This window comes from Brevundimonas sp. UBA7506, assembly GCF_002479495.1.
Lineage (GTDB): Bacteria > Pseudomonadota > Alphaproteobacteria > Caulobacterales > Caulobacteraceae > Brevundimonas.
The window spans coordinates 450,752-475,382 of sequence record NZ_DLNQ01000015.1 but is presented as its reverse complement, the minus strand read 5'-3'; the positions used below and the strand labels follow the sequence as shown (position 1 = coordinate 475,382).

The window sequence follows — 24,631 nt, the reverse complement described above, 5'->3', positions numbered from 1 at the left end:
CATGAAGATCTTCGGCCGAGAGGTCGGCCGACGCGAGAAGGCCCTCGCCCCTGTAGAGAGCCGTGGCGGCTGGTGGCCGGTCGTTCGTGAGCCCTTCGCGGGCGCTTGGCAGAAGAACGTAGCGGTCAAGCTCGACTCTGTCCTGTCGCACCCGACCGCCTTTCGCTGCATTGCGCTGATCGCTTCAGACGTCGCTAAAATGCGGCTGCGCCTGGTGCGCGCCGACGACGGCATCTGGTCCGAGACCGAGAACGCCGCCTACTCGCCGGTCATCCGCAAGCCGAACCGCTACCAGAACCGCATCCAGTTCTACACCAACTGGATGGAGTCGAAGCTCTCGCGCGGCAATACCTACGTTCTCAAGGAGCGTGACAATCGGGGCGTCGTCGTCGCGATGTACGTCTTGGCACCTGACCGCGTAAAGCCGCTGGTCGCGCCGGATGGCTCCGTCTTCTACGAACTTCAGCAGGACGACCTGGCCGGCTTGAAGGAAAACTCGGTCGTGGTCCCTGCACGGGAGATCATTCACGACCGCTGGAACACGCTGTTCCACCCGCTGGTCGGCCTGTCGCCCGTCTTCGCCAACGGCCTCGCTGCGATGCAGGGGCTGGCCATCCAGAACAACAGCGCGCGCTTTTTCGAGAACGGCTCACAGCCGGGCGGCGTCCTGACCGCACCTGGAGCCATCTCCGACGAGACGGCGCAGCGCCTCAAGGCCCATTGGGATAGCAACTACACCGGCGCCAACGTCGGCAAGGTCGCGGTTCTGGGCGACGGCCTGTCCTACCAGGCGATGGCGGTTACGGCCGTCGACTCCCAGCTGATCGACCAACTCCGCTGGTCGGCTGAGACGGTCTGCTCTGTGTTCGGCGTGCCCGCCTATAAGGTCGGCGTCGGCCCCTCGCCCACCTACAACAACGTCCAGGCGCTCAATCAGCAGTACTATTCGGACTGCCTTCAGATCCACGTCGAGAGCGTCGAACTTTGCCTCGATGAAGGCCTGGAGCTGACCAAACCGTTCGGCACAGAGTTTGACCTCGACGACCTGCTCCGCATGGATAGCGCTACCCAGATCGACACCCTTCAAAAGGCGGTCACGGGCGGTCTGATGAAGCCTGACGAGGGCCGCAAGAAGCTGGGCTTCAAGCCTGTTCCGGGCGGTGATGCCGTTTATCTGCAACAGCAGAATTTCTCGCTGGAGGCTTTGGCCAAGCGCGACGCTCAGGCGGACCCTTTCAACCCCGCATCCGACGCGGCTCCGGCCTCGCCGGCGCCTGCCGAACCCGACCCCGAAGCGGAACGCGCCTATGTCGCTCTGCTCCAGAAAGACATGGCGGAGGCCTTGAATGCTTGACACCAAGGCCATCGCACTGGCGCTCGCGCCCATCGTGAAGCAGCATGTGGAGGCGGCAACCGCTCCACTCCTTCGGCGCCTTGCTCAGCTGGAGACGCGCGAGCCCGCGCCGGGTAGAGACGGCACCGATGGTCGCGACGGCGCAGACGGCAAAGACGCCGATCCTGTGTCGGATGATCAGATCGCAGTGGCGGTTGAGCGGTATCTGATCGCCAACCCGCCGATCGGTGGCAAAGACGGTCGAGACGGCAAGGATGGCGAGAACGGCCGCGATGGTGCCGATGGCACGAACGGCCGCGATGGTGCCGATGGCGTCGGCCTGGCTGGCGCGATGATCGACCGCGCCGGCGAGCTGAATGTGACGCTGACGAACGGTGAGGTCCGCAAGCTTGGACCAGTCATCGCCCGCGACGGTGACAATGGCCGCGACGGCGCGGATGGTAAAGACGGCCAGTCCTGGGAGGACATGGAGGTCCGGCGCACCGGCCCGCGAACGATCGAACTGAGCTTCGACCACGGCGAGCGCCGCAACACCTTCGAACTGGAGTTCCCGGTTCCGCTCTATCGCGGCGTGTTCAGCGAAGGTGAAGCCTATCAGAACGGCGACATGGTGACCTGGGCCGGGTCGCTGTGGCACTGCAACGACGCCACCTTGGACAAGCCTGGCGAGGGCGCCAAGGCGTGGACCCTGGCCGCCAAGCGGGGGCGCGACGGCAAGGACTTCGCTGGTCCTCAGGCCAAGCCCGGCACGGTGAAAATCTGATGGATGCCCTCGTCACGCCAGAGGAGGCCAAGAGGCGTCTGCGCATCGATTTCGCGGATGATGACAGCCTGGTGGCTGAGCTCGTCAGCGAGGCGACGGACATAATCGTCGACTACCTGAAGAAGCCCGATCACGGCTGGACCGCAGAGACCGTGCCGTTTCGCGTGAAGGCGGCGATCCTGCTCGTGACCGGATTTCTTTACGAAAATCGCGACGCTGGGGAAGAGGTGCTGACCTCGAATGTCCGCGACCTCATCCATCGCGACCGCGACCCTGCCTTAGCCTGAGGAGACCCGCCATGCGCGTTCGCTTCGAGCGAGATCGAAACTGGACCCCGCCCGAAGAGCGCCGGATCACTGTGGCCTATAAGAAGGACATGGAACTGACCGTGAAGCGCGATTGGGGCGAGCGGATGGTCAAGGACGGCGACGCCGTCGAGATCGATGCCCCGGTTCGCGCGAAAGGGGGCGCGGCGACGGGTCCCTTTGGAAATGGTGAGAAAGGCGTCGAAGTCTTCGTGCCTGAGAAGAAGCCGCTGACGGCGGCCCAGATCAAGTCGCTGGACGGCGACCGAGACGGCAACGCTGGCGGTTCACTGCCGAAGGCGAAGGCCTGATGGCGACCGGCGCGGGCGACCTGAAAGACCGCGTGCGCTTCGACACCCGCGCGCTCGACCCCAACGGCGACCCCATCGGCGCCTTCGTGCCCGGCTTCACCGTCTGGGCCAAGATCGACTATCTGCGCGGTTCCGAGGTCGCCATCCAGCAGCGCCTGGAGAAGCGCCAGCCCGTCAGCGTGACGGTGCGCGACAGCACTCAGGCCCGCACGATCAACCCCGCCATGCAGATGGTGAACACCCGCACTGGCGAGGCCTACAACGTCACCTCAGCCGTGCCCGCGAAGGACGCGGGGTTCCGCAACATCCTCGCCGTCTCTGGCGGCGCGACAGGCTGATGGCCTTCTCCAATCGCGCCCGGCTCCGTCATCGGTTGAAGGCGATCCCGGTCGCTGTTCGCAAAGCGGCACGCGAGCAACTGCAGAAGAATGCCGAGGAGCTGGTGCAGACCCAAAAGGGCTTTGCGCCCATCGACGCTGGCGACCTCAAAGGCACAATCAAGCAAGAGGACGTGTCGGATAGCACCCGGATCAGCCGCCGTATCTCGGCGGGCGGCCGGTCGGCGCCCTACGCCTCCTGGGTAGAGTTCGGGCACGGCCAGGCCGCTCCACGTCCCTTCTTCTGGCCCGCCTATCGCCTGAAGCGCCGTCGCTTCAAGGCCCGCATGACCCGAGCCGCCAAGAAGGCCATCCAGGAGGCGATCAAGTGAACATCGCCACCGCCCTGCGCACCGCAGCCGAAGCAGACCTGCGCGCTGACGCCGCGACCGTGGCGGCCTTCAGTCCCTCGAACGTCCGCATCTATCCACTGGCCGCGCCGATGCCGCCGACCTTCCCCTACGGCCTGATGCTGACCGATGTGGCCGGCGACGACACAGAGTGCGGCGAAGGCTCAGAGGTCACGCTGACGCTGGAACTGTTCGCCCGCGAGGCCACGCACGCCGAGAGCGCCGCCAAGGTCGAGGCCATGGCGGGCGCCGTGCGCAAGGCCCTGACCAAGACCCTCACGCTGGCCGGCCATGTCGTCGATGACTGGGAGTTCCAGTTCGACCGCACCGTCAGCGACCCGAATGTCCTGACCGCGCACCGCTCGGTCTCGATCACCTATCTGACCTCGGCTTCGGCCTAGCAGACCCCGCCGCCTCGCGCGGCTTCTCATCAAAGGAGGCCGCGATGGCCGCTGTTAAGTACACGCGCGGGGTCAAGCTCGTGCTCAAGGTTGGCGACGGCGCGACGCCGGGTCCGGAGGTCTTCACCGCCCTCTGCACGATCAACGCCGAGCGCGGGATCACCTTCAACGCCCAGACCAATGACGCCACCATCCCCGACTGCGCCGATCTGGAGGCCATAGCCTTCACCGCGCGTGAGAAGCAGTCCCTGTCGGTCGACTTCACCGGCGGCGGCATGTCCGACAAGTCGGACGTGAAGAAGCTGTGGGACTGGTGGAAGAACGAAGAGTCCAAGAACTGCCAGATCATCCTGGACGACGACACGGTGGGCAACGTCATCACCTTCGCCGGCGCCTTCCACCTGACCCAGTTCGATCTGAACGGGAATCGGGGCGAGAAGGTCAACTCGACCATGACCCTGGCCTCCGACGGCATCGTTGCGGCGACCTTCGGCGCGAACGTCGGCGGCGCTTAATGAGCCGTTCGGCGGAAGTCACCCTGGCGTTCGGGGGCGAAGATCGGCTGTTCCGGCTTCCCCTCGGGCGCCTTCGGGCGTTGCAGGAGAAGACGGACGCCGGTCCGATGGAGTTGCTGCAGCGCTATGCCGCCAGCAACTGGCGCATTGATGACGTCCGCGAGGCCATCCTGCAGGGCCTGATCGGCGGCGGGACTGATCAGCACTCCGCGACCAAGCTGGTGCAGTCCTATTTCGACGACACACCGGTCTTCCCTCACGTCGCCCTGGCGCAGTCCATCGTCGCCGCCTCGATCATCGGCGTGGAGGACGAGAGCCTGGGGGAGCCTCAGGCGGGGGCGCCGCAGAAGAAGCGCTCCCGCGCAGCAAAATCCGCTACGCCAGCATCTACGGCACAGGCGCCGTCGTCGGGTACAGCCCGCGCGAAGTAGATAACCTGTCGCTCTGGGAATACGCGGCGGCCGTCACCGGATGGGCGAGCGCGCAGCCGGGAGCCGATCAGAAGCCGTCAAGCCTCTCGGAAGAGGAGCACGACGCCCTGATGGTGAAATACGCCTAGGGTCGCTTCTGCAGAGCGTCGAGGATCATCGCGAGCCAACCGCCAACGAAGGTTCCGCCTCCAGTTAGGGCGAACAGCAGGCGCTGGTTCAGCAGGTCATTGTTGGCGATCACATCGCCAGACAGTGGTTCGATCACCGCGACGGGCATGAAGAACGCCCACAGCGTCAGCGCGACGCCGATCCCCACCAACACACGTCCCATTGTTCGCATCCCGCACTCTCCCTGCGTCGGGACGCTATTCGCTGCGCAACCGTGAGGCAACATGGCCCGAGACATCGAAAGCCTCGTCCTCACGATGAGCGCCGACATTCGCCGCATGGAGAAGTCGCTCGCGCAGGGCCAGCGGACCTTCGACAAAACGGCCGACGCCATCGAACGCCGTCAGCGCCAGCTCGACAAGAACCTCGCGAACCTCGGACGCGAGGCGGGCAACTTCGCGCGGCCGGTTCAACTGGCTGCGACCGTCGCGCTCGGCGCCATCACGGCCATGTCCTATCAGGCCGCGCGTCGCGCAGAAGCGGTCAGCGGTGCCTTCGAACAGACTTTCCGCGATATGCCGAAGGAGGCTGCCCTCGCCGCCTCTGGCATCGCGACCGAGTTTGGCCGGCTCGAAACCGACATCAAGGACAACTTCACGCAGCTCAGGTCAGTCCTGACCGCTCTCGGCGTGGATGCGCAGCAGTCGCTGTCAATCGTCGATCAGTTGCAGCGCCGGTCGCTTGACATCGCCGCCTTCCGCGACGTGTCGGACGCCGATGCTTTCCGCGCGGTGATCTCGGGCATCACCGGCGAAACCGAGCCGCTGAAGCGCTTCGGCATCGTCGTCAACGAGACCGCTGTGAAGGCCGAGCTCCTGGCCCTCGGCTTCAAGGGCAACGCGACCAACGCATCGGAGGCCGCCAAGTCCATCGCGCGCGCCAACATCATCATGCGCCAGTCGGCCGAGGCGCAAGGGCAGGTGGCGCGTGAGGCTGATGGTCTCGCAGAGAAGGAAAAGCGAGCAACAGTCGCGTTCCAAGAACAGGCTGAAATGTTCGGCGACCAGTTTCTGCCGATCGCTGGCGAGGTGCTGACATGGGCCACTGACGCCCTGAAAGCCTTCAACGATCTCCCGTCCGGCGTGCAGATCGCCGGGCTCTCGCTGCTGGGTCTGGTCGCCGCCGCTGGTCCCATCGCCATGGTGATCACCGGCCTCAGCAACCTAGTCAAAGCCGCCGTTGCCGCACGGGTCGCCATTGCCGGGATCGGGGCCACGTCAGCCGGCGCAGGCGTTGCTGCCGGAGCTGGTGCTGTAGCCGGTGCTGCGGCGCGGGCGCTGCCTGTTGTCGCGGCCGGTTCCGCCGTGATCTCGCTCGGCGGTGACACCAACCAGAAGGCCCTGCAAGGCCAAGAGCGTGTCAACGCTCAGCTTCGCGAAGAGGCTCGTGTTCGCCAGTCTATCGCCCGCCTGACGCGCGAGGGGAATGTGGCCGAGGCGCAGCGCCAGCAAGCCTACCTGCAGCGCGTCGAGACCAGCCGGAAGGCTGGTCAGTCGGCCCTTGCCTCTGCCGCTCCTACCGCTGCCGCGACCGAGGCCCAGAAGGCCGCCACTGAGATCCAGTCCGCACTTGGCGGGTTTACCCTTTCATCAGATCAGCAGGCACCAGTCGGTGGCGCTGGCGCTTCAGGTGCAGGCCGCGCCAAGGCGGAAGCCGCTGCAGCAGCGCGCCGCGCCGAGGCCCAGGAAGCCCTCTCCCTCCAACGCGCCATCGACATCGCCCGCGTCTCGGGCAACGAAGCGTCGATCAAGGCGGCAGAAGAGCGCCAGACACTGGTCCAGATGACGGCGCAGTACGAGGCCGCTGGCTACACCGACGCTCGCGCCCGCGCCATCGAGCACCTGTCCTACATCAATGCCGCCGAGATGGCCGCCGAGGAGCGCGAGAAGGCTGAAAAGCAGATCGACGACATTTTGGAAGGCCGACGCCGTCAGATGGAGCGCGATGCGGACTACGCGCAGCTTCTGAACGACCAACTCATGGACCGCCTCGGCTATGAGGCGGAACTGGCGCGGATCAGCGGCGCGGACGGCGCCATCAAGAACGCCGAGCGCCGCCTCTTCATCGAGGAGCGGACGCTCGAAATCTTGCGTCTGAAGCTGGCCGCGTCTGAAGCCGAAGCGCGGGCCATGGCTGGGGGCGAGTTCGACACTCTGGCCGCCGCTGAGGATGGGCGAACCATTGCCTCGAACATCGTCTCGGTTCTTCGGTCGGACAATATCTGGGAAGAGGCCGGGCGTCGTTTCAAGGATGCGGCCTGGGACGGGGTTGAAGACCTGCTTTCGTCGCTGTTCTCGCAGATGGGCAAGGGTGCTGGCAGCGGCGGCGCGAACTGGCTGTCCGCTTTCGCCTCAATGTTCACCGGAGGACGCAAGGCGGCGACCGGACGCAGCGCCACGGCGGGTTTTCCAGTCCTGATCGGCGAGCGGCGACCAGAGGTTTTCGTGCCCAACACGAGCGGCACGATCATCCCGAGCGTAAACGCCGCAATGAGTCGAGTTCAACAGGCAGGCGCTCGCCCTCAGGAACTGAGGGTTAGCATCGATCTGGACGGCGCCAACGGCGACGAGGCCATTCGACAGATCGCTTACGAGGCCGCTGCGCGCGGCACCTTGACGGCCATCGCCGCCAACCGCGCCGAACAGCATACAGCAGGGCGCCGCGCTCGACAGAGGTTCGTCTGATGGCTGTTGATCTCGGAACCCTGCCCCGCGGGACCCAGTACTTCGTCCGCGAAGTCTCCCGGGCGCGGTCGATGTCGCCGACGCACGGCGGCGGGCCCGACACGATGATCCGCCGGCTGGGTGACCGCAGCGCGATCGAGGTGCAGGTTCCGGCCATCGCCTCTGGCGGATGTGGGCCCGGGCTGGTCGTCGACCTGTTGCGGGCCCGCACCGAGGGGGCAGTCATAGCCATCCCCGAGCCCAAGGTTCCACCCGGCGACTATGGCGTCCCCCTGGTTCTCGGCAGCAACCAGCAGGGCGAGACCCTGAACGTCGATGGCCTGACCCCCGGCGTCGTCATCCCCAAGGGGAAATGGCTGTCGGTGATCGCGAGCGGTCGTCGCTTCGCCTATCTGACGACGGCTGAAGTGATCGCCAACGGCTCTGGTCAGGCAGCGCTGCCGATCTGGCCCATGATCCGCCGATCGCCGCCGGACAACGCCGTCGTGGAGTTGGCCGAGCCGAAGCTGGAAGGCTTCGTACAGGACGTCGTCGAACGCGAGGTGCGCTCCATCGGCGCCATCTCAGTGTCGTTCCGCATCACCGAACGCGAGTAGCTTCATGTCCCTGAACGCGTCCCTGGACGCCGCGCTGAAAGGTGCGGCGCCGCTCGTATGCCTGCTCGTCGCTGTGGACCTGCCCGGCCACGCGATCCGCGTGACGGACGGCGCGGGCCAGGTCGTGTTCGCGGGCGAGACCTACAACGGCGAGGACGCGGTCTATGGCGTGCTCGATGCCATCGAAAGCGCGTCGGAACAGGTGGGCACCGAGGCGCCGACCATCCGTTTCACCTTCCTGCCCGCATCTTTGCCGGCGCTGGCCGACATCACCTCGCCTGCGAACCAGGGCGCCGCGGTGAAGATCTGGTTCGGCGCGGTCGAGCCGTCCACAGGCCTGCTGATCGGCGAGCCTGAGTTGCTGTTTCTCGGCGAGCTGGACACGGCAGAGGTCGATGCATCGGAGACTGCGACCATCATCACCTTCGACGTGGCCTCGGCCTGGGAGCGCCTGTTCGAACAGTCGGAGGGCCAGCGCCTGAACAACACCTTCCACCAGTCCATCTGGCCGGGAGAGAAGGGGTTCGAGTTCGTGACCCAGATCCAGCGCGAAGAGCCGTGGGGGTACGACGGGCCGCGCCCCTACATCGTCACCGATGTGATCGGCGGACAGCCGGGCACCGGCACCGCGCCCGGCATGGGCGGCGGCGGGGGATATGGTGGCGGGGGCGGCGGATCGCGCGACGTCCAGATGGACCAATACTGATGGCGGCTCACGTGATGGTGCGCCGCGTCGCGGCCGTTGAAGCGACGATCAAGCGGTTCGAGGGCAAGCCTCTGGCCTACGGCAGGGACGATTGTGCACGGATGGCCGCCTTCTGCCTGCGCAAGCTGGGGGTGAAGGCCTCGCTGCTGAAGGCCGGCGCCTATCGATCTGCCCTCGGCGCCCGTCGCGCCCTCATGACGCTGGGCTATTCGAACCTTGAGGACGCGGTGGACGGCCTCGGCCTGCCGCGCATCGCGCCGGCCACGGCCCTGCCCGGCGACATACTGGCGCTGCAAGGCGAGGACGGCGTCGCGCTTTGCGTCGCCATCGGCAACGGCCGCGCCCTCGGCTTCTGGGCGTCGTCCGGCGTCTGCACCGTCATCCAGCCCCTTGAATACGTCGCGGCCTGGAGGTCGATCTGATGCCTTTCGTCGTGCCTGCCGTCGCCGCCGCCGTCACCTGGGTGGGAGGCGCTGCCGCCGCCCTGACCGGAATGCTGGCCGCGCCCATGGTGGGCATGCTGGGGGAAGGCGCCGCCATTGCCCTCGCCGGCGGCGCGCTCAAGACCGGCGCACTCATGGGCGCCTCGGCGTTGGCGTCGGCCCTGCTCCAACCCAAGACCGGCTCCGGCGGATCGCCGACCGCATTCAAGGCCGATCCTGCCGCCCCGATCGGCGGCGTCATGGGGCGCTTCGGCACGGCGGGCCGCCAGATCCACATGCGGTCCTGGGGGAAGGAGAACCTGTTCCTGTCGTTCGCGACCGTGCTGTCGCTCGGCCCCATCCAGTCGGTCGAAGCCTTCTCGGCCAACGGCAACTTCGTCACCTTCCCCGGCCCCCAGGGCATGGCGGCGAACATCGAGCCATACAAAGACAAGATGTGGATGACCTACAAGCTGGGTCTGCCCACAGACGGGACGCTCGGGCCGCCGACCGGCCAGGCGCAAGGCACGCCTGCGATGGATCCGCCGTGGACGGCGGCGCACCGGACCTCGGGTTACGCCCTTTCGTTCTGGACGATGCGCAACAACTCCAAGCGCGCCAGCTATGAGAGCGGGGTTCCTCGCCCGCTCTGGTACCTGCTGGGCCAGAAGGTCTGGGATCCGCGATACGACAGCACCTATCCGGGTGGCCTCGGCCCCCAGCGCCGCGACGACTGGCGCACCTGGGCCTTCAGCGATCGCGCGCATATCCACGCGCTAGCCTGGGTTCGCGGCCACCACAAACTGAATCCGGACGGCACTATTGACCGGTCGAAGCGGCTAGCTGGCGTCGGTGCGCCGGACGAAGCCATCGACATCGGGGCCTTCATCGAGGGCGCCAATATCGCCGACGCGAATGCCTGGACCATAGGCGGCGAGTGGACCACGGTCGACGACAAGTGGCAGACCCTTGCCTCGCAGTTGCAGGCTGGTGGCGCCATTCCTCTGAACCGCGGCGCGCAGATCAGTTGCATGACCAACGCGCCGCGCGCGTCTCTCTACACCCTGACCTCGGCGGACATCGTCGGGCCGGTGCGCATGGGCGTGATGGCGGCGCGCCGAGACCGCTTCAACACCATCATCCCGCGCTATCGCGACGAGACCTACAAGTTCGAACAGGTCGCTGCCGGCGAGGTCACGTCGTCTGTCTATTGCGATGAGGACCGGGGTGAACCGCGCACCCGAGAGGTGGCCTACAACTTCGTCACCCGCGCCAAGCAGGCGGCGGAACTGGCGGCCTATGACATCGCCAATGCGCGCGAGACCCTGACCGCCAGCATTCCCTGCAAACCGCACCTGCTCGGGCTGCGCGCCGGGGACGCCCTGACGGTCGAGGCGCCGGAGCTGGGCCTGAACGGCCAGAAGTTCATCGTCCTGAAGCGGACGTTCGATCCCGGCACGACGATTGTCACGCTGGACCTGCGGTCAGAGACGGACGGGAAGCACCCATGGGCGCTGGGCCAAACGGCCAATCCGCCGACGACGCCGGGCCTGACCTCGACAGGCTCGAAGCCGGACGCGCCCGAAGGATGGATCGTCACTCCGCGCCCCGGCGAGAACGGTGGCGTCAGCCAGCCGGGCGTGATCGTGGTGGGAACCGCCCCCGACAACGTCGGCCGGATGCTGGTGGAGTATGTGCTGGCTCCGCTCGGTGAGGACGGCGAGCCGCTGCCTGAAGACGAGGTCGAGTTCGACACTCTGGAGTGGGCCCAGGCCTACGATGGCCCCGCCACGACTAGCCGCGTCCAGATCAGCGGCCTGCGCTCCAACCAGTGGTACTGGGTCGGCGTCACCTACTTCTCGCTCAAGGGCGTCCCCAGCGAGCGCACGCACTACGGCCCGACCAAGGCCAGCGAACTGGCGGCGGACATCGCTCCGGACGCCCCGGCGCTGGAAGACATCCGCGCCGAGGCCCGCGCCAAGGCCGCGCTCCTGATCAAGGAAGCGGTGGACCGCTGGAACCGCGACGAGAAGGAAAAGAAGTTCACCATCCAGAACGTCGAGTACGTCAGCGAAAAGCTGGCGGTCACGCGCGAGACCCTGGAACTGGCGGACGCTAACCAGATCGCCCTGCTGGAAGAGGAGCGGGTTGTTCGGCGCGACGCCGACGAGGCCGAGAGCACCGCGCGGCTGCTGCAGATCGCGGGCGTGGAAGCGTCGGTGGCGGCGATCGATGACTTCTCCCGCGCCACGGCGACGGCGCTGGGCAATGAGACCGAGACGCGGACGACGCAGGTCAGCAGTCTGGGCGAGGCCCTGGCCATCGTGGACACCAGGGCGACCACGGCCGTCGCCACGGCTAATTCGGCCGCCGAGGCCACCTCTGCCCTCGTCGCAGAGGTCGAGGGCGTCCAGTCGACGGTCACGATGAACAGCGAGGCCATCGTCGATCTGGAGAGCCAGAACAACGTCGCCCGCTTCGATCTGGAGGCGGCGGCGGGCGGCGGCCGTCCGGCGCGGGTGTCGATCATCTCGCAGGCGTCGGGCTCGGACATCGCCCTGATGGCCGACCAGCTCTGGTTCGGCGACAACACCTTCTGGGAAGACGCCAGCGACACGCTGCAGACCCTGACCGGCGACGGCCGACGGCTGGTGACCAACGGACCGTTCGGGGCCAGCGGCGAGATGCTGATGTGGCTCGGCCCGGCTGGCGTGGCCGTCGCGGACATGACGCGTGCCAACGCCGACTTCTACCTGGCTCGCAACGCCCCGCGCATCGGCGGCAACGACTTCCCCTCGGGCGGTGGCGGCCTGAGCGCCGTGGCGGTCCCTGACATCGCCTCGGGTTCCGCGCCCGGCGGCGGCATTGTCTCGACCGGAACCGTCGAGATCGTGGTCAGCGGGCCCGGTGCTTCGTCCGCCACTGTGCGCTGGGTGAAGACGGACGAGGTCGGCGGCAACGTCGACTTCTTCCAGACCGGCCGCTTCGCCTCGTTCTCTGGGGATGTGGCGCCCGGCGGCCTCACGCGGGCGATCTATCTGGCCATCGTCTCCTTCGGCGGACAGACCGCGACCGTGGTCGTCGACGTCCAGCTCACCGACTCTAACTGACAGGAGGCTGAGCCTTGGCAGAGCCCACCCTTACCGACATCGCGGCCATCCTTCAGGACACCCTGGGGAGGATCGACAACACCATCATCATCACCGCCCCGCCCTCGCCCGACCTGGGCACTATCGGCGCCGTGGCGATCGATCTGGAGAACAACCTGATCTACGGGCCGAAGACGGCTCTGGGCTGGGGCGCGGGTCGGCCGACGGTCGGAGGCGAAGGTCCCGAGGGTCCACAAGGCCCGGAGGGGCCGAAGGGGGATCAGGGCGACACCGGACCGAAGGGCGACAAAGGCGACCAGGGCGACGTCGGTCCTAAGGGAGACACCGGCGACACGGGCCCCAAAGGCGACAAAGGCGACACCGGCGATACTGGACCCAAGGGTGACAAGGGGGATCGCGGCGACGCCTTCACCGTGGACGCACAGGGCGACCTGGCAGGCCGTTCCGCCTATGACGCCGAACCCGTCGGCTTCTCCTACCTCGATGTCGCGAACGGCAATCTCTATTTCCGCGTCGCGCCTTCCGGCTGGTCGGGCGCCATCCCCTTCGGCAAAGGCGACAAGGGAGATAAGGGCGATCCTGGGGACGAGGGCCCTCAAGGACCGCCTGGCGCCGACGGCGAGCCCGGATCCGACGCTACGGTCGCTTACGCAACGGCTTCCGAGATCCGCGCAGGGAATGTCACTGGCAAGGCCGTCGATCCCGCTACTCTGGTCGATGCCGACGGCTATATCCCTGTGACTGCGTCGGGCGCCTTCACGCTCGACTTCAGCGCCGGTCGGAAGTTCAAGGTCACGCTGACGGCCAACTCGACCATGAGCATCACCGGCCTGACGAAGGAGATCTCGGGCGTCATCCGCTTCCAGCAGGACGCGACGGGCAGCCGGACGCTGGCCGTGAACGCGGCGATCAAGAAGGTCGGCTCCTACACCCTGTCGACGGCGGCGAACGCCGTGGACCGCTGCGGGGTCGAAATCTGCGGCGGCGTTGTGGAACTGACGGCCCTTGAGAAGGGCATCGCCTGATGCGCGTCTCGCCCATCATTGGCCGCGCATCAAGCGCCGCCGCTCCCGGCCAGCAGCAATGGACCACGCCTGGAACCTACAGCTTCGTGGTCCCCGCTGGCGTGACACGCCTGTGGGCTCTGACCGTCGGCGGCGGCGGCGGCGGGGGATCGAGCAACGTCTCTGCAGGTCGCCGTCCGGGCGGCGGTGCAGGCGGCGGCCTGGCCTTCTGCTGCCTTATCGTAACGCCCGGAGAAACCCTGACTGTTGTCGTTGGCGCTGGAGGAGCGGCTGGGTCCGTTCTCAACCAGGGCGGGTTCACCGGCGGGGTGACTGCCATCCGTCGGGGCGCAACCGATCTGATGCGCGGCGGCGGCGGCGCCGGCGGCGTCATCGGCACGTCGTCTCCGGTTTGGGCGGAGGGTGGCGCGGGCTTTGTCAGGTCCGGCGATTACGACGCCACTCTCGCCTTTGTCTCGTATTCCGGAGGCCGCGGGGGCCCCGGGGAAGATACGACAGGGGAAGGCGGCGGCGGCGGCGGCGCGGCGGGATATGCAGGCGCAGGAGGCGACGGCGGACAGTGGTCGGGATTCAATGGTGCAAACGCGGCTCTCAACTCTGGCGGCGGCGGCGGCGGCAAGGGCGGCGGCTGGGGTGGAGGCGGTGTCGGCCTGCTCGGCAAAGGGGCTGATGGAACCGGCGGCGCGGGCGCGGGCGCAGCACAGGGCGGCGGCGGCGGCTCGGGAGGCGCGTCGGCGGGCAATAGCGCGAACGGCGGGCTCTTCGGCGCCGGCGGCGGCTGGGCCGGTATCGGCGGCGGCGGCGGTGTGCGCCTCATGTGGTTGGGCGACCGCTCCTATCCGTCAAACGCCCCCAACGTCTGATTTTCAAACAAGGAGAACGACATGCTCAAGACCAATACCTATCGCGTCCACTTCATCAGCCGAGACACCGAGGACGGCAACGACGGCCAGCCCGACCCCATCATCCGCAACAAGACCTGGGAGGAGTTGCTGGACGAGAAGCTGAACGCGGGCGCTCAGTTCATCCACGTCCGTTGGGTCAACGGCTACACCGAGCTTTCGGTGCGCGAGCCGGCCGTCGCCTGATGCCCTACGTCCTGCACGGCGAGCCCCTCGCCTATGACGAGGACGTCGAGATCGACGGCTTCGCCTATTCGTATGGGACGCTGTTGATCATGTCTGCCGAGGACCGCGAGGCCCTCGGTGTGACATGGGTCGAGCCCGAACCCATTGCGCCCACGGTCGAAGAGCTCTGCGCCCTGATCGACGCCGAGCGTGACCGGCGCACGGCCGAGGACTTCGCCCATGACTTCGGCGAGACCCTGGCGCTGGACGATACGGGCGCCGAGATCGCGGCGGGCGTCCGTCTGCTCCAGATGCGCGCCGAGGATCAACGCAACTGGCAGGCACTTCAGGGCGCGGCGCTGACGGCCGTGGTTTCCGGCGCTCCGAACACGATCCTGCCGATGCGGGCCGAGGACAACTGGAACATCCAGACCACGGCCTTGCAGGTGCTGGCGGTGCTGGCGGCCATGACCGCCAAGGGGTCGCGCCTCCTGTTCCACGGTGGGGCGCTGAAGTCGCAACAGCGGGCTGCCTATCCCGTCATCATCGACCGCATGGAAGGCTGGCCGTCGTGATCCTCGGCATCCCCGGCCCCAAAGGCCTGCTGGTCGACATGGCCATCATCGGCGGCGGCATAGCCTCGCTGATTTTCGGGCTTGGCGTCGTCGTCGGGCTGCGGCTCGCGAAACGCTGAGCGTCCCTTGATCGGCGAACGGCTGCGGCCCGCGGTAGAGCCGGGCGACGCTCCACATCGCAAACACCCATGCTCCGATCAGGCTCAGGCCCGCGGTCACTTCCATATCAACGTTCATGGTGCCTGAACCCGTCGGTTCGGCTCATGTTCCCCCACAATCCCCCGCGTAGGAGCCCGCATGTCAGCAGGCGACGAGATCATGACTCCGGTGACCAAGCCGGAGGCCGTCAGCATGGCGGAAATCCACGCCATGCGGGGGCTGACCGACGCCGTGTCAGCCCTTGGCCGTCAGGTCGAGCGGATGAACGCCAAGGTCGATGACGTCCGCGAGCGGGTGATCAAGCTGGAGGCTCGGGAATACGAGCGTCAGATCGAAGGCCTGAATGATCGGCTGGCCGCCGCTCTGAAGCGGATCGACGACCTGGAAGGCACGCGTGATCAGCAACGCGGCGCCAAGGGCTTGGTCGACTGGATGCGCCAGACAGCGCCCTGGCTGGTCGCTCTGGGCATGGCCGCCCTCGCCGGCCTTGGCCTCAAGTCTGGAGCCCCGACATGAGCCGCAAACCGCCCCGCTGGTGGCCGCAGGTGATCAATCTGCCGCGCACCACGACGATCCTCGCCCTCGGCTTTCTCGCCGGGAACCTGCTCTTCCTGCCGGTCATCGCATGGCTGGGCGACGCAGTGGCCGAGCGCTACGCCGATGCCGTGATGCTGGTGGCGTCCATGTTCAAGGACGGGATGCTGCTGATCCTCGGCTTCTACTTCGGCCGGAACCAGGCGAGCGACAGCGGCGGCTAACCGCCGATTGCGAGCCAGCCTAAGACGCCGAAGAGGGTCAGGCACAACAGGGTGAGGACAATCTCCAATGTCCGACCACTTCGTTTGCTTGGCCTTCTCGCCACGTCCTGCCTCCATCTGAACAACGATAATATTTCGCCACGCTACGCGGTTGTCCAGCAGGCGCGGCCCGACTGCTCCCCCACAATCTGAACTGGAGACCTCGCCATGAGCATCATGAGCGACGACGACTTCGTGCGCCTGTTCCAGCGCACCTTCGGCCTGACCGAAGACGGCTGGGCCGGTCGCGATACCGAAGCCAAGCTGCGCGAGCTGGCTGAACTAGCCGGGGTCAGCCCTCCGACTGTGCCGGCCAGCGAGATCCCCGACGACTACTGGCCGATGCTGTCGCGCATCGAGAGCGCCGACCGACCCTATGTGCAGGCGCCGACGTCGACCGCGTCCGGGCTCTACCAGTTCATCCTGTCCAGCTGGGTCCGTGAGGGTGGTGCCTGGGGCAAGAACGCCAAGGGCGAGTATATCCGCCGCCCTGCCTTCGGCGGTCTGAAGCCCTCGCTGGAGGAGCAACTGGCCCGCGCCAAGACCTTCACGGCCAAGAACGCCGCTGTCTTGAAGGCCAAGGGCATCCCGATCAACCGGGCCTCGCTCTATGCCGCGCACTTCTTCGGCGCCGGGATGGCCGCCAAGGTCATCGCCGCCGACGTGAACGCCCGCGCGGATCTGATCGCGGGTCCCGAGGCGACCAAGGCCAACCCGGCCATACTCAAGAACAAGACCGTCGGCCAGTTCCTGACCTGGCTGCACAAGAAGACCGGGGAGTGGGCGCGATGATCGCCCTCGCCCTCCGCCTCGGACGCGCCCTCACCCCGACGGCTTGGCTGGCGCTGGCCGTCCTCGCCGCCTTCCTGATCTTCGGCGCCTATTGCTCCCACAGGGGCGCTGACGGCGTCCGCGACCGGCAGGCTGCTGAGCAAGCCAAGATCGAGGCGAAGGCCTCCAGCGCGCGGGAAACAGCCGCTGGCGAGCGCCTCACCGACACCACCACCATTCGTAACCGGCAAGAGGAGAGAAACCATGCCGCGCAAGCGCTTCCTGATAGCCTGCCTGATGATCGTGAGCTGCGGCGCCGCTGTCGCCAGTTGCGAGACGCCGGGCGCAGCCTTCCCGCGTGCCGAGGACTTGAGGGTCCAGCCTAAACCGGTCCCGCCCAACGACGTGCTGACCAGCCGGATCGCGGGCGAGAAGCACGACAATGCGGTCGAGGCGTGGGGCGAGTCCGGATGGGCTCAGGTCGGGCGGCTTTGCCGGTTTTTCGACGAGATGGGAATGAAGGGGCTGGATTGTCCGCCACCCGACGTGCGGCCGAAGCCGGGCTAGTTTGCCAGACGGATAACAACGGCCCCGGCTGCAAGCCATGTTATCCAGTTCAGACAATATGAGCGTCGAGCCCTCACGCTCCGCTATCGAGCCCCGCTCCGGTTCGCCGGGGCGGGCCTTCGTCGTTTCAGTTCACTGACGGGCTGCTGACGGCGGTGGCAGCGATCTCCATCCTGACGCCCTGGACCATCGCTGCGACCGCTCGTTCCACATCTGCGGGATTCTTGTGGGGATAGGCGCGCGGCGCGGCCTCCATGAACGCAGTCAGGAAGACATCCACGACTTGCCTGTCGTCGAGGTCGGCCCATGCTTGGCCGCGCTCGCGCATGCGCTTCTCGATTATGGCGCCCGCCTCGCGCAGGGCCACGCCAAGCGGACCCTGTAACTGGTCCGAAAAGGCTTCTAGATCTTCGACCGTCGGCGGTTCTCGCTTCATTCCGCAGCTTCCCATGGTCAGCCGCCGCCGGCAAACTGCTCAGGATCGAGGTGAGAATCCCGCCACCGGAAGGCGCGGCCCGCTTGCTTAAGCAGCGACCCTCCCGATGTCGCCGCCATCGCCGGGCGGCACCCGTCCCAGAACACTACCCCCCACAAGCAGAGGCTTATCTGCTTCGGGACCCGGCGGAAGGCAAATGAAGCGGGCAGCCTTTTCGCCATTGCGCAGAAAGAGCTGTATCTCGACGGTATCGCCTGCTGCGGCCAAGGCCTCGGCGAGATTTCTCGCGGCCTCCTCGGCCGCTCTGCCACGCATGAAAAGTTGGGGCTCCACGCCATCCACGCGGACGGACCAGACATCGCCAGCAGGTTCCACAACGACGATTTGCATCGAAGCATCTCCAGTGAAGATTGAAGGCAGCGGATATTTGGAACCTCGCGTCACAGCGTCAAGAGGCTGCGTCAGGTCCCTGTAGGGTGCCCCGCGCTCGCCGCTTCGGCGCGCGTCAGCAACTTAGTCTGTTTCGCCCGACCCGACGTGGATCTGGATATTGGGATGTCACAACCCACCGTGGAGCCGGGCGCAGATCGGACAGCTCGGCCGGGTCTTCGGCGACATGGGTGCCGGGGCGGACTTCAGACATGCGATGCGAAACGGTTGTAAGGGTCGCTGGCTACCCGTCCTTGGCGTAGTTGCGACTTGCCCCTTGGGCTATCTGCTTTGGCAGATATCTGGTTCCAATAGACGGCCTTGCCCAACAGCTTGGCGCGAACAGCGGGATCGCGTTCCTTCAGAGTATCTCTAAGAAACATATCAACCTTCTGGCGCAGTTGATCGTCTGGGCTCCCCGGCACGAGGTCCTCCAAAAGCTGCTGACAACGGTGTGCGGAAGAAACGTGGAGAGCCTGTGTCCAGTTCCAGACGCAGCGATCAGATCCGCGCCTTATCAGGCAGTCCGGCATCTTTTGGTGATGCGGGCAGTTGGGGGGTAATGGAACTTGAGTACACTTTCCACATCGTCACAGACGGCCAATCCTCCACCTCGGAGCTATATGCCGCTGACGACGCCGCAGCGCGTAACCAGGCTTTGCTGGCGACGTCGGAGGCCTTCAAGGACCACGCCCTGCAGGAGCTTCCTTTCGCAACCATCACCGTCAAGGTCGAGAACTCGGAAGGTGAGGCGATCCTCCATGCGCGAATAGAGGTATCGGAGAATCCATTTGCGACTGATCCTGGGGCAGACGTCTGGCTCGACGCGTAGCTTCAGGCTAACCTACCGCCGGACTTCGTCAGCGTTGGTATATGGAACAAGCTTCCGGTCAGGCTCTTCTCCTCCCACCAATATGGAGGAGAACATGGCGGATAAGACGCTCGACAACCTATTTCACGACACGCTCAGGGATATTTACTACGCTGAGCGCAAAATCTTGAAGTCGCTGCCGAAGATGGCTCGTGCCGCGCAGGCGCCGGAACTCAGGGCTGCATTCGAAAAGCATAAGGAACAAACTGAAGGCCAGATCGAGCGCCTCCAGCAAGTGTTCGAGATCATCGGCAAGGCTCCGCGCGGAAAGACGTGCGACGCCATTGAGGGCATTCTGGCCGAGGGCGATGAGATCATCGAGGAATACAAGGACTCTCCGGCGCTGGATGCCGGCCTTTTGGCCGCGGCTCAAGCGGTGGAGCACTATGAGATCACCCGGTATGGCACTTTGAAGCGATGGGCGCAGGCGATGGGGCTGCAGGATGCCGTCAAGCTCCTGGACGAGACGCTTCAGGAAGAGTCCCAGACCGATGAAGACCTGACGACCATTGCGGATGCGGCGGTAAATGCAGAAGCATTGAGTTCCGCCGCATAACTGAGCTGGTCGCAGCCTAGCAGGGTGCCCACTCGTCGAGGCTCGCCCCGGGTCGCCGGGGCGGGCTTTCGCAATTTGGCTTAGCAGTGTCCCGCGGTGTAGCGTTCATTCATCGCAGGCCAAGAGACTACCCTGGGCGCCTGCGGCTGGAAGAAATCGGTAGGGCACGCCGCACACTCCCGCCTGAACGGTCGAGGGGTCCGTCGTGACCTATATTTGCCTGATCGAAACCCGCAACTCATCCGCCACGCACATGGAAGCGCTGGACGCTGAAACGCGCGATGACGCCCTGCAAGAAGCCGTTCGCCTGTTAGCGCGGCACCCGCGCGCCACCTCGGCCGACGTCTTCTCTGGCGCTACTACAATCGCCACGATCCACGCTGCCAGCAGTCCGATGAACGCTTGATCAAACCGCTTGCGTCAGATCGCGATAAGGTTCTCCTCGCTCGCCTGCCTCGGCGCGCGTCAGCACCTTCGTCTCCTGGGCAGAGCCGACGTGGATCGCAATGTTGCGGTGGCGCAGGGCGGAGCAGGTCGCGCGGACACCTGACAGGACATTCACCCAGTGGCTGGTCTCGACCGTGATCAGGCCGGGGAGCTTCCCTGCGTCATCGCCTGCGGCCTTGGCCATTGCATCCAGGGTGTCGTTCAGTTCGTCAGGGGTCATGCCTGGCCGTCTATCTGAGTGGTGCTCAGATGACCACCAAGGCCCCGTCAGCGAGGGGCCGCTGCAACTCCTTGGCGATCTCCCACGGCGCCGTCATCCACGCCTCGATCTCGTCGGGCTCGGTTAGGATCACCGGCATGGCCTTGGGGTGGACCGACTTCACCGGCTCGCTGGGCTCCGTCGTCAGGAAGGCGAACAGGTCGCAGGTCTCCATGCCGGTCTTGATCTTGCGGACGCAGGTCCAGTCCTGGACGTGGACGCCAGCGAAGAAGGCGAGCGGCTCGGGATCGTCGCCGGCCAGCTTGAACCAGACAGGCTGATAGCGCCCCTCGGCATCGCGGCCTGGCTCACTGAATGCCGTGAACGGGACTAGGCATCGGTTCTCGGGCTTCAGCCAGGGCTTCCAGTGCGAAGAGCTGGTATTGCGGACGTTGGTCGTGCCGCTGTCCGGCTCCATCTCCAATAGCTTGGGGAAGTCCACGTCCTTGCCCTTGGCTCGCAGCTTGTCCGCCCGTTTCGTCGCCGCGTCCATCAGCGCCTTGCGCGATGAGGGCATGCCCCAGCGTGCGGCGGTCAGGATCCGCTCGTCGCCCTCCCAGCGCACGATGGGCGCCGCGTAGTCGGGGTAGATGTCCCGCGGCTCCATATTGCCGGCGTCGGATCGCATGGCCTTTGCCATGTCCATGATGGCCTGAGGACCACTGCGCTGCCGGTAGAGGTTGCACATGGCTCAGATGCAGGCCGTGCAGATCGGGTGTTCGACCGAAGTCACTTCGGCCCTTGGCACCGCCCTCTGGCAGTGGAGGCAGGTGATCAATAGCGGCGGGGCATACAGCGGCTGGCGCTGACGTCGCCGCAGTTCTTTTTCTCGATCTTCGTCGGTGAAGCTGGACATCTTCGTTCCTCCCGGGTGCGAAGCCTCTCACACAGGTCGCCGTTTGAGGAGTCGCGGAACCTCTGCCTTTGCGCATCGTTCGAACACGGCAGTGCCGGCTGTGTGAGCGGTGGCCCGGCAATATGCGCCGCTCTAGTCTTCTTCGATGATGATGCGCACCTGAGCCCTCGCCTGATCAGCGAGGGCTTCTTTGCGTTGAAGGCTGCAATCACTCAGAACATTTCGACGGCTTTGCCCCCGGCCTGGGGCGGAAAAGTCCAGAAATACATGCGCCCCTGACATCGCCGGCTGCGGCACCGCGCGGATCGTCCCCATAGGGAGAAGTCGGGTCCGCGCTCGCGCAGCAGGACGTCGAGACGAACATCCATCTCCAGGCGGCATGTCAGGCAGCGCGCCATGACCGGCCAGTCCTGGGCCAGTAGCTCGGCCACGGTCCCGGCCCGGTTCATCCACTGCGCCGATGACCAGGTTTGGTATCGGGGGTTATGGCCCATAGGTCAGGCAGTCTTTTTCAGGCGCGACCGGGGCCAGTAGTTTCCGCAATGGTGGCCGCCGTAGCGAAACAGGTCCACGACTTCGTCCGCCATGCCTGCCTCCCTCAGATGGACGTGGTTCACGTCGCGTAGCAGGTAGGCCACGTCGTCGAGGCGCAGACCTCCTTCGGGCAGCCAGGCCAACAGGCGTCGGATGCGGATGACCTCCGCACTGTCACGCGAGCTTCCGCGAAAACCGTGAGCGCCTGGGTCGTCGGCCGTGCTGAGCGAAAGCCGCCTTGCGCCGCAACTATCGCAGCGCAGGGAGCAAGCCCACTCGCAGGCGTCGCGGCTCAGCCAGTCAGGAAACTGACGGATCAGGTCCAGGCCGGTGAAGCGTCCTTGCTTCCTGCAGGCGCAGCAGGTGACGCGTATCTGGGTTCCTCGGTCGGGCGCTTCGATCAGGGGGAAGTGGTGCAGACCTATGGGGAAATGCTCATCGGGCACCTGATCGATGCCCCGCCAGAAGGGGGTGTCTTCGTCCTCCGTCATCGTCAGGCGTCCGCGATGCGCGCTCCTGTCAGGAGCGAAGCGCCTGCCCGCCGAAGGGCTAGCCCGGACTGCATCCTCGCTATCGAGCCAGGAGCCAGGGACTCGATTTCACGCAGGATCGCCCCTGCCCCAGCCCATCCATCAGCGCTGGACATGTCGAGGCCGACCAGCCGCAACATCAGCTCCGCCAGATAGGCGTCGTTGGCGGTGGTCATCGCGCAGGCCGCCCGACATGGGTCATGCCTGCCAGAAGTCCGGCGATCAGGTCGACGGTCTTGGTGGGGATCTCCGGTTCGGTTCGGGCTTCAAGCTCCCGGTCCAGTTCGACCAGGTCGCGGGCAAACGCTTCGTCTGGGCCGCAGGGTTGCGTGTCCATGTCATCCTCCGAGGTTGCCGACCCAGACGGACTCCTACGGCGCCGATTACGGCTACGCCAAGCAAATTAGAACGAAAGAGGAACGCGCTTCGGGACTATTCCGGGGATATTGTCCCGAACCCCGCCCAATCTTCCCGTAATGTTCCCATAGGGCGAACTCGCACGCACCGTGACGCGCCTCGTAAGCCATTGATTTTAAGGAAATCCGTGGTGGTTGGAGGCGGGATCGAACCGCCGACCTGTGGGTTATGAATCCACCGCTCTAACCATCTGAGCTACCCAACCCCTTACGGGACCTCGCGCGGGGTCGTGACCGACCGGGGAGGCGCGAGAGGCGTGCGTATATCGCCGCCTTCCCTCGGGTTCAAGCCGCTTAAGCACGGAAATCGCACGGGACGATCGGTCGCGGGCGGTTTCGGCTCGCGCAGGGAACGGCAAGGCTTCATTCTGGATTGCACAATCTGCTGTTCAGGAGAGCCCCATGCGCCCGATCGTCCTCGCCGCTTCCGCCTCACTCCTCGTTCTCGCCGCCGCCTGCGGGGCCAACGGCCAAGACGCCGCCCCCGGCGCGCCGGTAGAGACCCGCCCGGCCAACAACCCGGACCAGAAACCGGCCTTCGAGGGCCAGACCCGCGCGCCCGGCGTGCGCACCGAGGCGGCGCTGAGCCACAGCGTCGTAGCCTCGGGGCTGGTTCATCCCTGGGGCCTGGCCCTGCTGCCGGACGGTCAGTGGCTGGTGACGGAAAAGCCCGGCCGGATGCGGGTGGTCAGCGCTGACGGCCGGATCAGCGAGCCGATCACGGGCCTGCCCGCCGTCGCCGCCCGCGGCCAGGGTGGACTGCTGGACGTCATCCTCAGCCCGACCTTCGCTCAGGACCGGCTGATCTACTGGTCCTACGCCGAACCGCGAGACGGCGGCAACGGCACCGCCGTGGCGCGCGGTCGCCTGTCGGACGACCTGTCGAAGGTCGAGAACGTGCAGGTCATCTTCCACGCCCTGCCTACCTATGACGGCGACAAGCATTTCGGCTCGTCCCTGGCCTTCGCCCCGGACGGCAAGCTGTTCATTACGCTTGGCGAACGCTCCGACAAGCCGATGCGGCCCCAGGCCCAGGACCTGGGCTCGCACATGGGCAAGACCATCCGCATCAACGCCGACGGCAGCGTGCCGTCCGACAACCCCTTCGTCGGTCAACCGGGCGCAAAGCCCGAAATCTGGTCGCTGGGCCACCGCAACATGCAGGGCATCGCCGTCCAGCCCGGCACGGGCGCCATCTGGACCGTCGAGCATGGCACGCGCGGCGGCGATGAAATCAATCTGGATCAGGCGGGCAAGAACTACGGCTGGCCCGGCGTCGCCTACGGCATCGAGTACAACGGCTCGGCTATTCCCGAGGCCGTCACAGCCAGGGAAGGCACGGAACAGCCCGTCTATTACTGGGACCCGGTCATCGCGCCGGGCGGCATGACCTTCTACAGCGGCGCCATGTTCCCGGGCTGGAACGGCAACCTGCTGGTCACGGGCCTGGGCGGCAAGCAACTGGCGCGACTGGTGCTGGAGAACAACCGCGTCGTCGGCGAAGAGCGCCTGCTGACCGACCTGAACGCCCGCATCCGCGACGTGGCCGTCGCCGCCGACGGCGCCGTCTGGGTCATTACCGACGAGGAAGACGGCAAGCTGGTGCGGCTGGCGAAACAGTAGGCGCCGCCTTCCAAAAATCCGCTCATCCCCGCGGAGGCGGGGACCCAGTGAGAGCGCCGGTCAGGGAACTGCACATCGGTCGAAGCGCTTGGAAGCCAAAGGACTGGGTCCCCGCCTCCGCGGGGATGAGCGGGTCAGAACGGTGTCACGCGCCTTGTTACTTGACGTTGACGTAAACGTCGGGTTTCTACGCACCAAGTTTCAATTCCAGACCCGTCCC

The 24,631-nt window shown here is 66.0% G+C and carries 36 protein-coding genes and 1 tRNA gene; 27 read left to right on the top strand and 10 right to left on the bottom strand.

Going from position 1 to position 24,631, the window contains the following annotated elements:
* Position 1: 1 nt before the first annotated feature.
* Genes B3K53_RS14925 through B3K53_RS14885 form a run of 9 tightly spaced genes read left to right on the top strand, consistent with a single transcriptional unit; the run spans position 2 to position 4,807 of the window.
* Positions 2-1,354, top strand: coding sequence for a phage portal protein (locus tag B3K53_RS14925; protein WP_292085330.1), 1,353 nt, complete (start codon positions 2-4; stop codon positions 1,352-1,354).
* Positions 1,347-2,117, top strand: a complete 771-nt coding sequence (locus B3K53_RS14920) for a hypothetical protein (protein WP_292085327.1) — start codon at positions 1,347-1,349, stop codon at positions 2,115-2,117. Before B3K53_RS14925 ends, B3K53_RS14920 begins: the two co-directional genes overlap by 8 nt.
* Complete coding sequence (locus tag B3K53_RS14915; RefSeq protein ID WP_292085325.1) at positions 2,117-2,404, top strand: head-tail connector protein; 288 nt, start codon at positions 2,117-2,119, stop codon at positions 2,402-2,404. Before B3K53_RS14920 ends, B3K53_RS14915 begins: the two co-directional genes overlap by 1 nt.
* 11 nt (positions 2,405-2,415) lie before the next feature.
* Positions 2,416-2,733 carry a hypothetical protein gene (locus tag B3K53_RS14910; protein ID WP_292085324.1) on the top strand — a complete coding sequence of 106 codons (318 nt, stop codon included), beginning with the start codon at positions 2,416-2,418 and terminating at the stop codon, positions 2,731-2,733.
* The gene (locus tag B3K53_RS14905; RefSeq protein WP_292085323.1) at positions 2,733-3,071 is read left to right on the top strand and encodes a head-tail adaptor protein; all 339 of its coding nucleotides are present in this window, start codon (positions 2,733-2,735) and stop codon (positions 3,069-3,071) included. The genes B3K53_RS14910 and B3K53_RS14905 overlap by 1 nt, the downstream gene beginning before the upstream one ends.
* Positions 3,071-3,442 carry an HK97-gp10 family putative phage morphogenesis protein gene (locus B3K53_RS14900; protein ID WP_292085322.1) on the top strand — a complete coding sequence of 124 codons (372 nt, stop codon included), beginning with the start codon at positions 3,071-3,073 and terminating at the stop codon, positions 3,440-3,442. Before B3K53_RS14905 ends, B3K53_RS14900 begins: the two co-directional genes overlap by 1 nt.
* A complete protein-coding gene (locus B3K53_RS14895; RefSeq protein WP_292085321.1) occupies positions 3,439-3,861 on the top strand; it encodes a DUF3168 domain-containing protein in 423 nt (140 codons plus the stop codon). Before B3K53_RS14900 ends, B3K53_RS14895 begins: the two co-directional genes overlap by 4 nt.
* A gap of 44 nt (positions 3,862-3,905) precedes the next feature.
* Positions 3,906-4,376, top strand: a complete 471-nt coding sequence (locus B3K53_RS14890; RefSeq protein ID WP_292085319.1) for a phage tail tube protein — start codon at positions 3,906-3,908, stop codon at positions 4,374-4,376.
* Positions 4,376-4,807 (top strand): gene transfer agent family protein, encoded by a 432-nt coding sequence (locus tag B3K53_RS14885; RefSeq protein ID WP_292085317.1) that lies wholly within the window; start codon positions 4,376-4,378, stop codon positions 4,805-4,807. Before B3K53_RS14890 ends, B3K53_RS14885 begins: the two co-directional genes overlap by 1 nt.
* 124 nt (positions 4,808-4,931) lie before the next feature.
* Here B3K53_RS14885 and B3K53_RS14880 read toward each other — a convergent pair whose 3' ends face one another.
* Positions 4,932-5,138 carry a hypothetical protein gene (locus B3K53_RS14880; RefSeq protein WP_292085316.1) on the bottom strand — a complete coding sequence of 69 codons (207 nt, stop codon included), beginning with the start codon at positions 5,136-5,138 and terminating at the stop codon, positions 4,932-4,934.
* 61 nt (positions 5,139-5,199) lie between these two features.
* Here B3K53_RS14880 and B3K53_RS14875 point away from each other — a divergent pair, with 61 nt between their 5' ends.
* The 14 genes from B3K53_RS14875 (at position 5,200) to B3K53_RS14810 (ending at position 17,454) form a co-directional block, all read left to right on the top strand.
* Positions 5,200-7,659 carry a hypothetical protein gene (locus B3K53_RS14875; RefSeq protein WP_292085315.1) on the top strand — a complete coding sequence of 820 codons (2,460 nt, stop codon included), beginning with the start codon at positions 5,200-5,202 and terminating at the stop codon, positions 7,657-7,659.
* Entirely contained in the window at positions 7,659-8,255 is a 597-nt protein-coding gene (locus B3K53_RS14870) for a hypothetical protein (RefSeq protein ID WP_292085313.1), read from the top strand. Before B3K53_RS14875 ends, B3K53_RS14870 begins: the two co-directional genes overlap by 1 nt.
* 4 nt (positions 8,256-8,259) lie before the next feature.
* Positions 8,260-8,961 carry a hypothetical protein gene (locus B3K53_RS14865; protein ID WP_292085311.1) on the top strand — a complete coding sequence of 234 codons (702 nt, stop codon included), beginning with the start codon at positions 8,260-8,262 and terminating at the stop codon, positions 8,959-8,961.
* Positions 8,961-9,383, top strand: a complete 423-nt coding sequence (locus B3K53_RS14860) for a DUF6950 family protein (RefSeq protein WP_292085310.1) — start codon at positions 8,961-8,963, stop codon at positions 9,381-9,383. Before B3K53_RS14865 ends, B3K53_RS14860 begins: the two co-directional genes overlap by 1 nt.
* The gene (locus B3K53_RS14855; RefSeq protein WP_292085309.1) at positions 9,383-12,493 is read left to right on the top strand and encodes a hypothetical protein; all 3,111 of its coding nucleotides are present in this window, start codon (positions 9,383-9,385) and stop codon (positions 12,491-12,493) included. Before B3K53_RS14860 ends, B3K53_RS14855 begins: the two co-directional genes overlap by 1 nt.
* 14 nt (positions 12,494-12,507) lie before the next feature.
* Positions 12,508-13,518 carry a hypothetical protein gene (locus tag B3K53_RS14850; RefSeq protein ID WP_292085308.1) on the top strand — a complete coding sequence of 337 codons (1,011 nt, stop codon included), beginning with the start codon at positions 12,508-12,510 and terminating at the stop codon, positions 13,516-13,518.
* A complete protein-coding gene (locus B3K53_RS14845) occupies positions 13,518-14,381 on the top strand; it encodes a hypothetical protein (protein WP_292085307.1) in 864 nt (287 codons plus the stop codon). Before B3K53_RS14850 ends, B3K53_RS14845 begins: the two co-directional genes overlap by 1 nt.
* Positions 14,382-14,402: 21 nt before the next feature.
* Positions 14,403-14,606 carry a hypothetical protein gene (locus B3K53_RS14840; protein ID WP_292085305.1) on the top strand — a complete coding sequence of 68 codons (204 nt, stop codon included), beginning with the start codon at positions 14,403-14,405 and terminating at the stop codon, positions 14,604-14,606.
* Positions 14,606-15,160 carry a hypothetical protein gene (locus B3K53_RS14835; protein WP_292085304.1) on the top strand — a complete coding sequence of 185 codons (555 nt, stop codon included), beginning with the start codon at positions 14,606-14,608 and terminating at the stop codon, positions 15,158-15,160. Before B3K53_RS14840 ends, B3K53_RS14835 begins: the two co-directional genes overlap by 1 nt.
* Positions 15,157-15,279: a hypothetical protein gene (locus B3K53_RS14830; RefSeq protein ID WP_292085303.1), complete on the top strand. Its 123-nt coding sequence runs from the start codon at positions 15,157-15,159 to the stop codon at positions 15,277-15,279. The genes B3K53_RS14835 and B3K53_RS14830 overlap by 4 nt, the downstream gene beginning before the upstream one ends.
* Before the next feature lie 178 nt (positions 15,280-15,457).
* Complete coding sequence (locus tag B3K53_RS14825; protein WP_292085302.1) at positions 15,458-15,835, top strand: hypothetical protein; 378 nt, start codon at positions 15,458-15,460, stop codon at positions 15,833-15,835.
* On the top strand, positions 15,832-16,077 hold the full coding sequence (locus tag B3K53_RS14820) for a hypothetical protein (RefSeq protein ID WP_292085300.1): 246 nt from the start codon (positions 15,832-15,834) through the stop codon (positions 16,075-16,077). The genes B3K53_RS14825 and B3K53_RS14820 overlap by 4 nt, the downstream gene beginning before the upstream one ends.
* A gap of 207 nt (positions 16,078-16,284) precedes the next feature.
* Positions 16,285-16,908, top strand: coding sequence for a peptidoglycan-binding domain-containing protein (locus B3K53_RS14815; protein ID WP_292085299.1), 624 nt, complete (start codon positions 16,285-16,287; stop codon positions 16,906-16,908).
* A 243-nt stretch (positions 16,909-17,151) separates the two neighbouring features.
* Positions 17,152-17,454, top strand: coding sequence for a hypothetical protein (locus B3K53_RS14810; RefSeq protein WP_292085298.1), 303 nt, complete (start codon positions 17,152-17,154; stop codon positions 17,452-17,454).
* A gap of 127 nt (positions 17,455-17,581) precedes the next feature.
* On the opposite strand, the gene B3K53_RS14805 is transcribed toward B3K53_RS14810, so the two are convergent.
* On the bottom strand, positions 17,582-17,890 hold the full coding sequence (locus tag B3K53_RS14805; protein ID WP_292085297.1) for a hypothetical protein: 309 nt from the start codon (positions 17,888-17,890) through the stop codon (positions 17,582-17,584).
* An 87-nt stretch (positions 17,891-17,977) separates the two neighbouring features.
* Positions 17,978-18,280 (bottom strand): hypothetical protein, encoded by a 303-nt coding sequence (locus B3K53_RS14800; protein WP_292085296.1) that lies wholly within the window; start codon positions 18,278-18,280, stop codon positions 17,978-17,980.
* A gap of 601 nt (positions 18,281-18,881) precedes the next feature.
* Between B3K53_RS14800 and B3K53_RS14795 the strand changes: the two genes are divergently transcribed.
* The 3 genes from B3K53_RS14795 (at position 18,882) to B3K53_RS14785 (ending at position 20,152) form a co-directional block, all read left to right on the top strand.
* Positions 18,882-19,151: a DUF6894 family protein gene (locus tag B3K53_RS14795; protein WP_292085295.1), complete on the top strand. Its 270-nt coding sequence runs from the start codon at positions 18,882-18,884 to the stop codon at positions 19,149-19,151.
* Between the two features lie 94 nt (positions 19,152-19,245).
* Positions 19,246-19,746: a ferritin-like domain-containing protein gene (locus B3K53_RS14790; RefSeq protein WP_292085294.1), complete on the top strand. Its 501-nt coding sequence runs from the start codon at positions 19,246-19,248 to the stop codon at positions 19,744-19,746.
* A gap of 205 nt (positions 19,747-19,951) precedes the next feature.
* Positions 19,952-20,152 (top strand): hypothetical protein, encoded by a 201-nt coding sequence (locus tag B3K53_RS14785; protein ID WP_292085292.1) that lies wholly within the window; start codon positions 19,952-19,954, stop codon positions 20,150-20,152.
* Here B3K53_RS14785 and B3K53_RS14780 read toward each other — a convergent pair whose 3' ends face one another.
* The 7 genes from B3K53_RS14780 to B3K53_RS14750 all read right to left on the bottom strand — a co-directional run bounded on the left by B3K53_RS14780 (position 20,153) and on the right by B3K53_RS14750 (position 22,994).
* Positions 20,153-20,413: a hypothetical protein gene (locus B3K53_RS14780; RefSeq protein WP_292085291.1), complete on the bottom strand. Its 261-nt coding sequence runs from the start codon at positions 20,411-20,413 to the stop codon at positions 20,153-20,155.
* 25 nt (positions 20,414-20,438) lie between these two features.
* Positions 20,439-21,140, bottom strand: coding sequence for an SOS response-associated peptidase family protein (locus B3K53_RS14775; protein ID WP_292085290.1), 702 nt, complete (start codon positions 21,138-21,140; stop codon positions 20,439-20,441).
* A 3-nt stretch (positions 21,141-21,143) separates the two neighbouring features.
* Positions 21,144-21,308, bottom strand: a complete 165-nt coding sequence (locus B3K53_RS14770) for a hypothetical protein (protein ID WP_292085289.1) — start codon at positions 21,306-21,308, stop codon at positions 21,144-21,146.
* A 497-nt stretch (positions 21,309-21,805) separates the two neighbouring features.
* Positions 21,806-22,333: a hypothetical protein gene (locus B3K53_RS14765; protein WP_292085287.1), complete on the bottom strand. Its 528-nt coding sequence runs from the start codon at positions 22,331-22,333 to the stop codon at positions 21,806-21,808.
* A gap of 2 nt (positions 22,334-22,335) precedes the next feature.
* Positions 22,336-22,548, bottom strand: a complete 213-nt coding sequence (locus B3K53_RS14760; RefSeq protein WP_292085285.1) for a hypothetical protein — start codon at positions 22,546-22,548, stop codon at positions 22,336-22,338.
* Positions 22,545-22,709 (bottom strand): hypothetical protein, encoded by a 165-nt coding sequence (locus B3K53_RS14755; RefSeq protein WP_292085284.1) that lies wholly within the window; start codon positions 22,707-22,709, stop codon positions 22,545-22,547. The genes B3K53_RS14760 and B3K53_RS14755 overlap by 4 nt, the downstream gene beginning before the upstream one ends.
* A gap of 208 nt (positions 22,710-22,917) precedes the next feature.
* Positions 22,918-22,994: transfer RNA gene (locus B3K53_RS14750), tRNA-Met, on the bottom strand.
* 196 nt (positions 22,995-23,190) lie between these two features.
* Here B3K53_RS14750 and B3K53_RS14745 point away from each other — a divergent pair.
* Complete coding sequence (locus B3K53_RS14745) at positions 23,191-24,411, top strand: PQQ-dependent sugar dehydrogenase (RefSeq protein WP_292085282.1); 1,221 nt, start codon at positions 23,191-23,193, stop codon at positions 24,409-24,411.
* Positions 24,412-24,631 lie beyond the last annotated feature (220 nt).